Consider the following 11,940-nt stretch of genomic DNA (forward strand, 5'->3'; position numbering starts at 1 on the left):
TGGGATTCGCCCCCTTCAGTAGGACTCGTTATTGCGCTGCTGCGATTCGACGGTTCAGCTCGGCTCGGATCGCCGCCGCTTTTGGGTTGCCCTTGCGGGCGCTCTTGGCCTCGGTAATGGGCACCACGCCGTCCGCGTGCTGCTGCTCCCGGCGCTCGATCTCGGCACGAATATCGTTGCCGCTCGGCTTTTTCGGCGCGTCCTGATCGGCCTTGCCTGCCATCTGGACGCGCCGATGCCAGCCACGGGCACCGAGCGGTGTGTGATTGTCCGGAGACCCGATCTCACGCCAGTGCAGCGTCTCGAGCCAATCCTCGATCGACGTCAGCCGCTCGATGACCGGGTCGTCGAACTTGGCCATCGGATCGTCGAGCAGTCCGTAAGCGGTGATACCGATGGGGTTCTGTAGAAATGCGTCGAGGTCGGCCCACGACAGCGTGCGGCCGACCTCGTCGAGTGACCTGCCCGCTCGGAGCAGATCGGAGCGAATCGCCCCCGCTACGCCTTCTCGTCGGAGGAGGGCTCGGAGGCTTCGGATTTTTCCAGGTCAGCCGGAAGGGACGCCTTCTCCCACTGATCCCACAGCTCGTTGAGCGGGGTGATCGGCCACGCCGCCGTCTCCTCCGCCAAGTCCGGGTTGAGTCGCTTGAACAGCTCCTGCATCACATCGGTCTGGCGAGGGTACTGAATCCTCTTGTCCATCTCCGGCAGCGGCTCACGATTCTTGTTGCGCTCGTCGCGGACCTTCTGTACCTCGAAAATGCGGTCGGTGATGACCCTGTCGACTTCCTCGTGAATCTCCGGAGCGACGTACCCGAGGAACGGGATCTCGAACACGACAGGCTTTTTGACGCCGTCGCGGAAAATCTCCACTGGGAACATCGGAATCTTGTTGGGTGTGTACTGAAATGCCATGGTGCACCAGGCCTCTCGATCGATTGTGAACAGCGGAAAATTGGGGGCACCGAGCCCGTACTAGGTCCCACCCGACAGGGGCAGGCCCGGTGCAAGGGATGACTGATCACCCCTGCCGGGTGAGTCGGGCTACTTGCTCGACGTCGAGGTGGACTTCGCCGTCGTCGTCTTCGGAGCAGTAGCGGTCGTGGTCGTCGGCGCGGCAGCGCTCGACGTCGAATCGGGCTCGGCCACAGCGGGATCGACCGACGCAGCCTGAGCACTGCCGGTCGCAACCTTCTCCGCAGTCAAAGCAGCGTCGGAGTCGGCCGTTGCCGTGACCTCGCCGGTGTCCGACGTGGTCGCGGTGTCGGATTCGTCGAGAGCGACCGGCTCGCCGTCCTCGCCGACCGGCGCAGCGCGCAGCTGCATCCCCTGCACCAGGTTTCCGCCCGCGACCGCGACGATCGAGCCGTCGTGCCGGAGCTCCACGACGTGCGCGCCCTTGAAGTCCGGGTTCGTCGAGGCGTACGTGGTGAGCGTGACCTGGTGGGTGGTGACATTCGAGTGCACGTCGACCACCTCGGCCGTGGTGGTGACCTGACCGTGCTCGATCAGGTACCGCTTGGTCTTGACACCGTCGATCACGGTAGCGATCCAGTGGCGGATCGGCAGCTGCTCCGAGGTGTGGTAGATCGTCTTGTGCTGGCCGTTGACCGTGGCCACCTCGACTTCGACGTTGGCCTCTCCGAACACGCTGTTGAGAACAGCGATGTTGTCGTCCTCGAGGAACGCGAACGTCAGAGTCTCGTCGTACTCGGTCTGCGGCTCGCGGAACGTCGCACCGCCGAACATGCGGACCTTCTGGGTCGATCGCGCCTTGTTGAGCGAAAGACCACTGTCGCTCAGCGCGCCGTGGTCATTGGCCTTGAAAATCGGGTCGAGCGCGGTGAGCGCGGTCTCGGGGAATTCCGCTTCACCGAGTGCCGCGGAGTGGACGACACCGCCGTCGATGGGAGGTGTTGCTACGAAAGAATTGCGAACGTTGACCATAATCAGGTCCCTTTCAGGCGTCGTTGCACCGGGCCACGTGAAAGAGGGAAGAGAATCGAGCGAGTCGAGTCAATCGACCTTGATGTCCAGCTCCGCGGTGAACTGCCACCGGGCTTGATCGTGACGGGACTGGTCGGGGTCCGGCCACGAGTACGCGGCCGTGCACTTGGAATATCGGATGAACGCACCCGCGGCCCACTGACCGGGCAGCGAACGCCAGAGCGCGCCAATGTAGTTCGAGAACCGTTCGGCCGCAGGCTCATCGGCTGCCCAACACTCGACGATGTAATTGGCGTGATCGGTCGAGCCATGGTGCGGAACACCGCCACCCGGAGTGCGGGTGATCCGCACCATCAGTGGCCGGCGCTTGTTCGGGATCTCACCCGCAACCCAGGCGGAGGCATATTCGGCCGGCAACCTCTCCGTCACCGCCGTGATCGCCACCGCCTGAGCGGGGTGAGGCACCACCAGGGCGCTCACACCGACGTCGCATTCAGAGCGACAATCAGACTGTTGTCCCGAGCATTGCGTGCGCGAGCGCTGTGCGTCGCCGGGTACACGATGGCTCGCCACCGCCGTGTGCCTTGCCGGGAATTCCAGTCGAATCCCGAACCGGCTCGCCGCGCCGCACTTGCGGCCGCGCCGTCGATCATGTCGCGCACACCGGGCGAGGACAGGATCTCGCCGTACGCGCCGGGGTGAGGTACGAACTCACCGCCTCTCGGCATCGGGAGTCACCTCCTCGACCGCATCGACGAACATCGCCGCGATCCAGAACTCGCGGTTGAACGCCGCAAGCGTCTGGGCGCGGCCGGGCGGGTCGTCGGTCAACACCAGCAGCACAGCCGACTTGTCGTCGACAGTGAAGTTGCGAGTGTCGTACCGCTTTTCGCCCTGCGCGTGCATCACCAACAGCTGCTGGCGCGGACCCTGTGGCGGGACGAGCTGATCGCCATTCGACATCGGTTATCCCTCCACATCTTTCAGGTGCGCCTCGAAACCGGGCTCACGGCCGTTGTGTGGGTTCTTCCACCGCTCCACCTTGTCGGAGACAATGAACGATCCGTATCCCGGTACGTCGACTTTCCAGCCCCGCTCGATCCGAGCATCGAACGGACCCCACAGGTGGGCGTAGTCGATGACCTTGTCGCGGAACTGCTCTCGCGACTCCTCCGACTGCGGCAGCGGAGCGAATCCGCAATCGTCGATGTCCTCGCCGACGTCGGGGTACCCGACGATCTCGCCGCCGTGCGCATTACGCCCGGTGACAACCGGCTCGTAGGCGACGACCGTGATCGGGTGCCGGAACCTGCCCATCAGTCCTGCTCCCCTGGTGCCCACTGACCGGGGCCATTGACCCATGCCCCGGCCAGTGGGTGTGCGGGTACGTCGTGCGGAAGCGTGCTGGCAGTACCAGCACGCGACCCCGACGACGAGGACAGCAGATCTCGTTCGGACGCAGTGACTTCGAGCCCGGTGAACGTCTCCGTCGCCAACGTGTTGCTGTCGGTGAACGGACCGGTCGTGGAGTTGGTCTGACGAATGTTGTCCGGGTTCTTCATCGCCCGAGTCACCATCCGCCGTTCGGCGATCATCACCAGCTTCGCCAGCTTGCCGCTGACGTCCACGGTGAGACGCTGCTCCAGATCGGCCAACTCGCGATCGGAGAACAGCAGATCCTCGGCCTCGGTGAGCCAGAACTGCACCAGCTCGATCGACGTGGGCTTGTCCGAGCCGATCCACCGATCGAGCACGTAGACCGGGGTGGCGTACGTCGGGTTCGAGTCGTCGTCAGCCACAGTCAGCCTCCGCTCTAGTCGTCCGAGGCAGCCTTGCTGCCACGACGCCCGCCCGTGCGCTTCGCCGGAGCAGGCTTCGGCTCAGGGTCCGGCTCCGGCTCTGGCTCCACTCCCGGTTCCGGCTGCGGCGCAACCGGTTCGGCATCAACCGGGGCCTCGTCGAGTTCGGCCGCGGCCTGCTCCGCCTCGGCGACCCACGGGGCGGGCTCGCCCGACGGCTGCGCGTCGGGTTCGAGTTTCACCCCGAGTGGTGCCTGCTCGGTCTCGACGACACCGCCGCCGAGATCGCCGCGCTCGGCCGGGTCGTTGACGACCGCTGCGGGCGGGTCGTTGACGACCGGCGCTGCGGGCGGTGTGCCGTGCAGATCGTCGCGGGTGAGCACGTCGGTGTACCGAGCCTCCGGAGCAGATCCAGGCGGAGTCAGGACGGGCGGTTGCTCCGCGACGTCCCAGTCCTCCGGATCGGCCTCGATCAGCGTGTAGCCCAACCGTTCCAGCGAGCGCCTGCCCGCCTTCTGGGTGACGACGACCTCGTTGCCGTCCGGATCGATGTAGACAGCCATCAGTGCCTCCTAGGCGGCAGGTACGAGGACGCCCGCGGGGTAGCGGGTGGCGTCGACCTTGTTGAGTCGGGTCATGGGGTTCTGGACTTGGAAACCGACGCGCATGACCACACGGAGCGCCTTAGTGTCCTGCTGCATCAGGTTCAGCACGACCTTGCCTTCGGAGTCGGAGATGACGCCTTCCTTGAACAGGTCGTACGTGATGTCCTGGCGCACACCGACAACGAACTTGCTCCAGTCCGCGCCGAGCAGCGTGGCGATCGCGGGGTCCCACGAGCCGTTGGTGACCTCGTTGAGGGGGTAGCCGTACAGAGTGGAGGGCTGCCCCTGCGCCATGGACGGCGAAAAGATGGGGTTGCCCTGCGCGTTGCGCAGCCCGACCAGTCGCCAGTTCAGACCCGGCTCGGAGGCGAACCCATTGATGCCGAAGCCGTCGGTGGCGACCTTTTGGCCGAGTACGGATACGTCGACACCGAGGTCGACACCGGTGCCTTCCTCGACGACGTTGCCCGCGGCGATTGCGCCGGGGATGATGGCCGTCGGCCAGGTGTCGGGCTTGCTGATGCCCATCATCGCGGCCCGGTCGATCGCGAGGCCGATGGCCTCGGCGAGCAGGGGCTTGACCTGGTCCCAAATCGGGATGTCGGCGTCGTCGATCAGTGCGTCGGGAATGGGCACGATCGCGGCCAGTTCCTCGGCCGTGATGTACACATCGTCCCAACCCATCTTCGTGGTCTGCTTCAGACCGGTGTCGCCGTTGACCCAGTAGGCGTCGGGGAGGCTCGCCAGTACCGGCTGCTTGGCCTTCTTCTTCGACAGCGGAATGCGCCGCGCTCGGCCGAGGATCACCGACGACTGCGCGGCCGTCTGGATGATTTCGGGGATGACCTGATCGGGCATGTGCGCTTCGGCGATGTCAGCGCGCCCTTGGATGTTGTTGTAACCCGCCATGGGGGTGTTCCTTTCGGTTACGGCTAGGCGCGCAGTGCGTCGCCGAGCCAGTCTGTGGAATTGGTCTTGCCGGAGCCGGAATTACCGGCGTTCTCGTTGTTCACGAGGGGACTACCGGCCACCGGGCCTCGGAACGCGAGCAGTGCATCTGCGTGTGCTTCGAGTTCTTCCTTGGTGGAGCCGGAGAGCAGCTGTGCAGGAATGCCTTTGGCCGTTGCGACGTCCGACCGGAGCTGCGCCGACCTCAACGTCTCGTTCTCGCGTCGGAGTTCCTCGATCTCCTGCGCGTTTCGCTGTTCGGCCGGCAACTTCTCCTTCTCGGCCTGTCGCCACTTCTCGGCGTCGGCCTTCTGCTGGTCGTAGTCGGCGAACGGTTTCTTCGCCCGCTCGATCCGCTCCTGGATGATCTTGTCCAGGTCGGCCTGAGAGGCAGGTGGCGTGTACTCGGTCGCCTTGCCGCCTTCACCACCACTGCCCGCACCACCAGCAGCACCCGCAGCCTCACCGCTCTTGCCGCCCTCTCCACCTTCACCGCCGCCAGCGCCGCCAGCAGCGCCGCCTTCATCGGTCCCGAACTGCTGCTGTCGTGGTTGCTGCGACCACTGCGGCGCAACGCCGCGAACGAGTCGAGCGCGAGGTGTCGAGCCTGCAAGAGTGTTGTTCCCCATCGTGATTCCTTCTTTCCGTGAGCCCGTCGGCAAAGTCCGGCCATTGATCGCTGGCCGTGGGCGAGATGCCGGTCTGTTGTCGCCGACCGTGAGCGAACCCAGCCGCGGAGTAGTTCACCGGCTGGGGAGAATGGGACGCTGAATCGATCAGCACCTATCGGAGAGTGCTGAGATCTCCGCTGGTTACCGTGACGTCGCGATCAGCGACGATCGAGTCGAATGCCGCTGTGGCAGTGACGCCGTCGCGGGCGAGGGTGTGGAGCAGCTTTCGGAGTGCATTCGCGGCCACCAGATCCGCTCCGTCGATACGCGACAGCTGCAATGCGGAGGCATCGTCGGTCCACAGCATTCCGAGACCCGAAATGAGCGCCCACCGGCCCGTGCCGACCCTCTCGCCGCCGTAATAGCGGTAGGCGAGCGGATCGACCGGTTTGGCACCGAAGTTCGACGGGTCGCTGAGACTACCCACGAGTGACTCCGTTCTGCCGCAGAATTCGACCGACGAGCACACGCTTGCCGTCTTCGACGAACGCGTCGTCGAACTCGTACTCGATACCACGACCGAGGATGAGTTCATTCTCCTCGGGCCCGAACACCGCGAGCGACTTGTCACCGCGCTCGTGCGCCGAGACATACAGGCCCTGAGTTCCGGCAGGCACATCGAGCCGCAGCTCGACCTCGTTGCGTTCGAGATAGGTGAGCTTGGACTGCAACGCCGTCGAGACGAACGCATCGTCACGGAACGGAACACCGAGCACCGTCGACAGATCCGAGTCCTTGTTCAGCCCGAAAACGTCCGCGCCGACCGCACGCGAAACCGTGATCTTCTCCGGCACACGCGGCGCGGCGTCGATCACCCGGTCGAGAGCCTCGATCGAGTCGCGCTGATTGGGCGACAGATACGCGAAGTCACCCTCTCGCAGGGCACCGTTGATCGCGCCGTACGAGTTGCCGGTGTAGATCCGAACCATCTGCGCGTCAGCAGGTTCGACGTTGTCAGCGAAGTCGAACCACACTCGCTTGCCGAGCGCCCGGCCGTCGTCCTCGGTCAGAGTCCGTGCCGCGACGATCGACGGCTGCGGCTTCGGGATCACCGAATCGCTGAACAGCTCGGCGTCGTTGCGGCGCATCCGATGCAGCACCGTGTCGCGAGGATCGCTCGCCGTCGGGGCTACCCGGATACCATCACCGGCCGAAGCCGAGTCCGCAGCGTCGTCGTACGCGTCGATGAATTGCTGCTCGAGCTTCGTCGGAGTCCAGGTGCCGTAGACGATCTCGGCACCGCAGCCGCAGTCGTCGTGGTAACTGCGCATCCCGAGCGCGGTCTCCTCCGAGAAGTAGACCGGGCCGCGGGTGACGAGCATCGCGCAGAACGCGCACGGCTTACCGTCCGAGACCCTCCGCCAGCCACCGGAGCGCTTGTCGCGCCGCGCGGACTCGGCGAGAGTGCGCCGCCCGCCACCGAGCACATGACGTCGGACAGCGCCCGCGAGTCGCGGGAATGCTTTGTCCGACACCAACGCGGCCGAGCGAGCGCCCAGCCGCTCGACGTCGGGACCCGAGTACTGCACGAGCTTTCCGGGTCCCATCGCGTCCATCGACCGAGCCACCCGCTCTGCGTCGAAGTCCTCGACACCAGCGACCGGCCCCACCGAGGTTCCGAGCTCCGCGCTGCGGTACTCAGACAGATACGACTCGGCGAGGCCGGCCGATTTCTCGTCGTAGTACTTCATCAGCGTCATCTGCAACACCATCCACTCGGGCTTGGTGCCCGCTACGTCGCTGGGATCGAGAGTCGAGAAGAGCAATCGCGATGCAGCGACCGCCTCGCCGGAGAGCTGTACCTGCGCGATCCGGTGAGCGTCCGTCAGAGCCGCACCGAGCCGCGTCTCGGCCATCAGGCCGTGAGCGCTGTTCTAGCGCCGCCAGGGGGCAATGTGGGCTGCGTCTGCCGTGACAGAGCGTCAGCGAGTCGCTGAGCATCCGACGGCGCTTTGCCCCATGCTTCGACGAGACGATCGATGGTGATCTGGTCGTAGCCGAGCAGCTCGTACGTGACCGCATCGTGCGGAGGCAGAATGCCCTCTCGGACCTGCTCGACGACAGCCTGACTGCGAGCGGCCAGTGTCGGCGTCGCCGGGTTTGTCCAACGAGACCGCATACCGAGCAGATCGTCCGGCACCTGCGATAGACCCTCGGCGACCATGAGCGCTTGTCGGATCGTCCGACGGTGGCCGAAGTCGAACACCTTGCACGCACGCTCTGCGATACCGATCATGTCGCCCTTGGCCTCCTGGATCGCCTCCGCCGACGCAGGATTGTCCTGGACGATTCCCAGCGAATTGAGGGGCAGGGACGTCTCGGAGGCGAACATCGTTGCAATCGAGCGCAACTGCGCAATGTGCGGCTCCTGCGACTGCTGCGGGAACTGCCCGACCTTGGACTGCCCACCGTTCGGATTCGGCTGCACCGAGTCGTCGACCTCGGTCGCGAACACGCTGCCCAGAATCGACTGCCACCCGCCTGCCTCGACGATGCGGTCGTACTGCTGACGAGTGAGGTCGAGAAAGTAGCGCTGCGGCGACGAGAAGAACTCGCCCGACACCTCGGCGCGAAGCATCGTGCGTGCCGCCATGTCCGTCAGATCCATCACTGTCTGCGTGATGCGCGACGACCCGAACTCACGATCAAGGTACGGGTCATGCACCAGGGGCGTCACGAGTGCCTCGTTGATCGGGTGGCCGACCCTGGTGACCTTCCACCCGGAGTTCATGCGAGTCAGCGTGATCACCACGCGCGGCAGGTACATGTTCATCACCGCGGGCTGACCGGTGTCAGACCAATCGACGATCGACAGGCCCGCGATGGCCCTGCGGCTCCGCCTGTCCCACAGCGCCGTCGCGGTCTGCGCCGACCGGTACGAGATCATCCCGGCAGGTTCGTTGCGGCTGGGGTCGCCCGCGGTCACGAACGCAAACGCAGGACCGAGCTGCAGAGCAGACACGTGAGCCTGCGGGATCTCCACTTCGAGGGCATTGTCGTCGACAATGCGGCGAATCCGGTCGTCCCCCTTCGGTTTACCGGGTACGACGAACTCTTCCCAGTTGATCCGGAGCGCGGCACCGGTGACGGCCTTCTCCGGCCACCCCAGGATCGGGGCGAGCTTGCGCAGCTGCGGGGGAACACTGAACCCGAACTTGCGGAGCCGCTTCTCACGTCCGAAGTACTCGATACGACGCCTGTTCGTTGCCTGCCGTGCGTCCAGCTGAGTCAGCATCCGCATGAGATAGGCGTGTTCCTGGCCGGACAGGTCCGGAGCGGTGATCTGGCTGACGGTCACAACACACCACCTCGTCCTGTTCCTGAACCCGAACCAACCTTGTTCGAGTTCAATGCGATTCGGCGACCCATGCGCGCACCGATCATGGTGACCGCGTAGTCGATTCGTTTGGTCGACGAGCGCGAGATCTTGCCAACCGAGACACCCCACCGATTCGGCCGGCGTCGAGCGTTGATCGCGTGCCGCATAGCGATCGGGTCACCGTCGAAGGTGAACGTGCCGTCCTCGTCGATGTCCTGCGCGGTCTGCATCGCCGCCTCGGTGAACAGCTGGTTGCGCTCCTTTGCGCCCTTCTGGGACAGCCTCATGTCGAACAGCACCGAGTGCCCTCCTGCCCCTGGAGTTGCCCACAGGGGCAACCGATGTCGGAAGTCGCGGTGAATGTCGTCGATCATCGGCATCCAGTAACTGGTTTCCTTCTCGTCGTCCATCGCCGGGGACGGGTCGATCCCGAACCACGCGACGTTGAGCTTGAGCAGGTTCTCCCGGCAGGTGGCCTCGACCTCTTCGCGAGGTGCGAGCCAGCCCTCCGGGTTCTCGCCGTGCTTCGGTGACCACTCTCCGAGTGAGAACACGTGACCGTCGGACAGCCTGCATCCGCTGATACACGTCGCGTCACCGGATTTCGAGCAGTCCAGAAACAACGCCACCCGATCGCGGGGCTCGATGATCCACGTCGGCCGCGCCAGCTCTTTCAGCTTCACCGGATCGACCCACGCGTCCTCCGCAGTCGCGAGGCCGTTGAAGTAGTAGCGGATCGACTCAGAGACCGGCGTGCGCGTGTCCTGCGCTTCGTCCCGGAGCCGTTCGAGGTCCGACCACGGAGCATCCGAGTACGCCGCGCGCAGTCCGCGCATAACGTGCTCGTCGTCCCACATGTTCAGTCCCGGTGGAGCTTCCCGAGAGTCGTAGAGGATGTCTCGCTTGCGGGTCTTGCCCGATACCTGCGTCTGCCAGGCGTCGTACGACCCCTCAGCGACGCTGTCTGCGCCCTGAGCGTGCGCGTTGGTCAGCTCCAGCAGTCGAGCACCGATGTCTTTCGGCGACTTACCGACGTTGCGTCGCGCCACGTTGGCGATCTTGTGGCCACCGTTCGAGGCGAGCATGTGGTGAGACTCGTTGAGGAACAACGCCGTCGGCGGGTCACCCTCGGACGACTTCTCCGAGGCCTTGAGCAGCTCAATCTTGCTGCCGTTGCTCATCGCCGTCCGGGTGATGCCCGGATCGAGCCCGTACGCGAGCCGCATCCGCGGGGTAATCATCGCGTTCGCGACCGCCAGCACCTTCGCGGCCTGATCCTGCGAGTTCGCGCCGATCTGCACCAGCGACCAGTGTCGCCGCTTCGCCTTGACGATCGATCCGTCGATGTCGGCGACCTCGACCGGCCCGCACAGCTCACAGAGAGCCAGCGCGGCCGCGAACGGGTCCTTACCCGTACCCTTCGCGCCTCGTTTGACCCCTGAGCGGTACAGGTTGCGAGCGTCGTCGTCGATCGCGTACCAGAGGTGCATGAACCGCCGCTGGCCCACTGTGAAGCGCCACGGTCCGCCCGTGAGCGGATGCTGCAACCACCGCTCGGCCCACCGCACCAGATGTGGACCCACCGAGAGGGGCAGCAGCTCCAGACGCGACGGGTGAGCGAACGGCAGCGCATGATCTCCGGGCCACGGCAGCGTCAGCCACGCGCCCATGTCTCGTTCGGTCGGCCCCAGGTAGTACCCCGGGGGAATTTCGGCCTGTTCGAGCGCTAAAGCCTCATTCGTAAGCAGTCCGGAAGTCATTGATGTTCACGACCTCCGTGCCTGGCTCGTCACCGCCGCCCGTGTCACCGTCGCCGGGTTCGAGCCCGAGGCGAATCAGCTCCACGCGAGCACGACGACGAGAGGTCTCCGTGGTCATGAGATCGCCCATCATGGACCAGATTCGGCCGATCGACGCGGCGCGCAACGGCGTCGGGTCGGTCGTATCTTCGGCAGCGCGCAGCACCTTCGACGCGTAGTGCGCCAAGAACCGCGCAGCCTGCCAATCCGACGGCTCGTAGAACACCGACTGACCCGACTCCTTCAGCGACCGATACCAGCCCTTGATCACCGGATGCCACGCCCGATCCTCGGCCGGAGGCTTGACGTTGATCGCGGCCGGAGCCATCTTCGTCGAGACGCCGTTCTCGTCGGTGACGTTGCGGCGCACCCGATTGTCCGAGCGCTTCGGTGTAGGACCACGAACGCCCACCAGCTCACCCCCTGACGATGTAGCAATCCCCTGAATGCGTCGTCCGATACTTCGGGAACGACGCGCCAGCATCTTTGAGCCAGAGCATGTCCTGATCGATCGCAAGCACCGTCCACACGACGCGCTTACGCATCGGCTCGGTCGTATCGATCACCAGATCGCCGCGGCTGATCATGCCCGGAAAGCGCTCAGGTGCTCGCATCAGTCGTGCGCCCCGAGTACTCCCGATTCGACAAGCACTCGATATTCCGTATCCCGGCGCTTACCTGAGTAAGCGGACCCGCAGACCGGACAGCGGGCCGCGCCCTTCGGCGCGAGCGGCGTGCTCTCGGCTCTCGAAAGGCAGTACTGGCAGCAGCTCAACATTGAATTACCCCCTCGACTTCTGAACGGTTCATGCGAGGCGCTACTTGCACCGATTCCGCCGTTTTGAGTGTTGT

At 65.0% G+C, this 11,940-nt stretch carries 17 protein-coding genes; all 17 read right to left on the minus strand.

Features of this window, described 5'->3' with window-relative positions; translation table 11 throughout:
• Positions 1-28 precede the first annotated feature (28 nt).
• The 17 genes from E4P29_RS25475 to E4P29_RS25555 all read right to left on the minus strand — a co-directional run bounded on the left by E4P29_RS25475 (position 29) and on the right by E4P29_RS25555 (position 11,702).
• Positions 29-361: a hypothetical protein gene (locus tag E4P29_RS25475; protein WP_135048000.1), complete on the minus strand. Its 333-nt coding sequence runs from the start codon at positions 359-361 to the stop codon at positions 29-31.
• Between the two features lie 137 nt (positions 362-498).
• Positions 499-915 carry a hypothetical protein gene (locus E4P29_RS25480; RefSeq protein WP_135048002.1) on the minus strand — a complete coding sequence of 139 codons (417 nt, stop codon included), beginning with the start codon at positions 913-915 and terminating at the stop codon, positions 499-501.
• Between the two features lie 129 nt (positions 916-1,044).
• Complete coding sequence (locus E4P29_RS25485) at positions 1,045-1,947, minus strand: hypothetical protein (RefSeq protein ID WP_135048004.1); 903 nt, start codon at positions 1,945-1,947, stop codon at positions 1,045-1,047.
• A gap of 69 nt (positions 1,948-2,016) precedes the next feature.
• Complete coding sequence (locus E4P29_RS25490) at positions 2,017-2,427, minus strand: hypothetical protein (protein ID WP_135048006.1); 411 nt, start codon at positions 2,425-2,427, stop codon at positions 2,017-2,019.
• Complete coding sequence (locus E4P29_RS25495; protein ID WP_094651761.1) at positions 2,424-2,675, minus strand: hypothetical protein; 252 nt, start codon at positions 2,673-2,675, stop codon at positions 2,424-2,426. Before E4P29_RS25495 ends, E4P29_RS25490 begins: the two co-directional genes overlap by 4 nt.
• Positions 2,659-2,910 (minus strand): hypothetical protein, encoded by a 252-nt coding sequence (locus E4P29_RS25500; RefSeq protein WP_135048008.1) that lies wholly within the window; start codon positions 2,908-2,910, stop codon positions 2,659-2,661. Before E4P29_RS25500 ends, E4P29_RS25495 begins: the two co-directional genes overlap by 17 nt.
• Positions 2,911-2,913: 3 nt before the next feature.
• Positions 2,914-3,264, minus strand: a complete 351-nt coding sequence (locus E4P29_RS25505; RefSeq protein WP_135048010.1) for a hypothetical protein — start codon at positions 3,262-3,264, stop codon at positions 2,914-2,916.
• Entirely contained in the window at positions 3,264-3,746 is a 483-nt protein-coding gene (locus E4P29_RS25510; protein WP_135048012.1) for a hypothetical protein, read from the minus strand. The genes E4P29_RS25505 and E4P29_RS25510 overlap by 1 nt, the downstream gene beginning before the upstream one ends.
• 14 nt (positions 3,747-3,760) lie before the next feature.
• Positions 3,761-4,309 (minus strand): hypothetical protein, encoded by a 549-nt coding sequence (locus E4P29_RS25515; RefSeq protein ID WP_135048014.1) that lies wholly within the window; start codon positions 4,307-4,309, stop codon positions 3,761-3,763.
• A 9-nt stretch (positions 4,310-4,318) separates the two neighbouring features.
• The gene (locus E4P29_RS25520; protein WP_135048016.1) at positions 4,319-5,260 is read right to left on the minus strand and encodes a phage major capsid protein; all 942 of its coding nucleotides are present in this window, start codon (positions 5,258-5,260) and stop codon (positions 4,319-4,321) included.
• 23 nt (positions 5,261-5,283) lie between these two features.
• A complete protein-coding gene (locus E4P29_RS25525; protein WP_135048018.1) occupies positions 5,284-5,928 on the minus strand; it encodes a hypothetical protein in 645 nt (214 codons plus the stop codon).
• Positions 5,929-6,082: 154 nt separating this feature from the next.
• Complete coding sequence (locus E4P29_RS25530) at positions 6,083-6,397, minus strand: hypothetical protein (RefSeq protein WP_135048020.1); 315 nt, start codon at positions 6,395-6,397, stop codon at positions 6,083-6,085.
• Positions 6,390-7,826 carry an ADP-ribosyltransferase gene (locus tag E4P29_RS25535; protein ID WP_135048022.1) on the minus strand — a complete coding sequence of 479 codons (1,437 nt, stop codon included), beginning with the start codon at positions 7,824-7,826 and terminating at the stop codon, positions 6,390-6,392. Before E4P29_RS25535 ends, E4P29_RS25530 begins: the two co-directional genes overlap by 8 nt.
• Positions 7,826-9,268 (minus strand): phage portal protein, encoded by a 1,443-nt coding sequence (locus tag E4P29_RS25540; RefSeq protein WP_135048023.1) that lies wholly within the window; start codon positions 9,266-9,268, stop codon positions 7,826-7,828. Before E4P29_RS25540 ends, E4P29_RS25535 begins: the two co-directional genes overlap by 1 nt.
• A complete protein-coding gene (locus E4P29_RS25545) occupies positions 9,265-11,049 on the minus strand; it encodes a terminase (RefSeq protein WP_245154497.1) in 1,785 nt (594 codons plus the stop codon). Before E4P29_RS25545 ends, E4P29_RS25540 begins: the two co-directional genes overlap by 4 nt.
• Positions 11,024-11,500, minus strand: coding sequence for a hypothetical protein (locus tag E4P29_RS25550; RefSeq protein ID WP_135048025.1), 477 nt, complete (start codon positions 11,498-11,500; stop codon positions 11,024-11,026). Before E4P29_RS25550 ends, E4P29_RS25545 begins: the two co-directional genes overlap by 26 nt.
• Before the next feature lie 4 nt (positions 11,501-11,504).
• Positions 11,505-11,702, minus strand: a complete 198-nt coding sequence (locus tag E4P29_RS25555) for a hypothetical protein (RefSeq protein ID WP_135048027.1) — start codon at positions 11,700-11,702, stop codon at positions 11,505-11,507.
• Between the last annotated feature and the right edge of the window lie 238 nt (positions 11,703-11,940).

It is taken from the genome of Rhodococcus sp. 1R11 (genome assembly GCF_004563845.1).
In the GTDB taxonomy this organism is placed as follows: Bacteria; Actinomycetota; Actinomycetes; order Mycobacteriales; family Mycobacteriaceae; genus Rhodococcoides.

Excerpts from the sequence above, each read along its gene's own strand:
- E4P29_RS25520 (WP_135048016.1), bottom strand. The coding sequence starts at position 5,260 with ATGGCGGGTTACAACAACATCCAAGGGCGCGCTGACATCGCCGAAGCG.
- E4P29_RS25480 (WP_135048002.1), bottom strand. The coding sequence starts at position 915 with ATGGCATTTCAGTACACACCCAACAAGATTCCGATGTTCCCAGTGGAG.
- E4P29_RS25500 (WP_135048008.1), bottom strand. The coding sequence starts at position 2,910 with ATGTCGAATGGCGATCAGCTCGTCCCGCCACAGGGTCCGCGCCAGCAG.
- E4P29_RS25505 (WP_135048010.1), bottom strand. The coding sequence starts at position 3,264 with ATGGGCAGGTTCCGGCACCCGATCACGGTCGTCGCCTACGAGCCGGTT.
- E4P29_RS25475 (WP_135048000.1), bottom strand. The coding sequence starts at position 361 with ATGGCCAAGTTCGACGACCCGGTCATCGAGCGGCTGACGTCGATCGAG.
- E4P29_RS25545 (WP_245154497.1), bottom strand. The coding sequence starts at position 11,049 with ATGACTTCCGGACTGCTTACGAATGAGGCTTTAGCGCTCGAACAGGCC.
- E4P29_RS25525 (WP_135048018.1), bottom strand. The coding sequence starts at position 5,928 with ATGGGGAACAACACTCTTGCAGGCTCGACACCTCGCGCTCGACTCGTT.
- E4P29_RS25495 (WP_094651761.1), bottom strand. The coding sequence starts at position 2,675 with ATGCCGAGAGGCGGTGAGTTCGTACCTCACCCCGGCGCGTACGGCGAG.
- E4P29_RS25485 (WP_135048004.1), bottom strand. The coding sequence starts at position 1,947 with ATGGTCAACGTTCGCAATTCTTTCGTAGCAACACCTCCCATCGACGGC.
- E4P29_RS25555 (WP_135048027.1), bottom strand. The coding sequence starts at position 11,702 with ATGCGAGCACCTGAGCGCTTTCCGGGCATGATCAGCCGCGGCGATCTG.
- E4P29_RS25535 (WP_135048022.1), bottom strand. The coding sequence starts at position 7,826 with ATGGCCGAGACGCGGCTCGGTGCGGCTCTGACGGACGCTCACCGGATC.
- E4P29_RS25515 (WP_135048014.1), bottom strand. The coding sequence starts at position 4,309 with ATGGCTGTCTACATCGATCCGGACGGCAACGAGGTCGTCGTCACCCAG.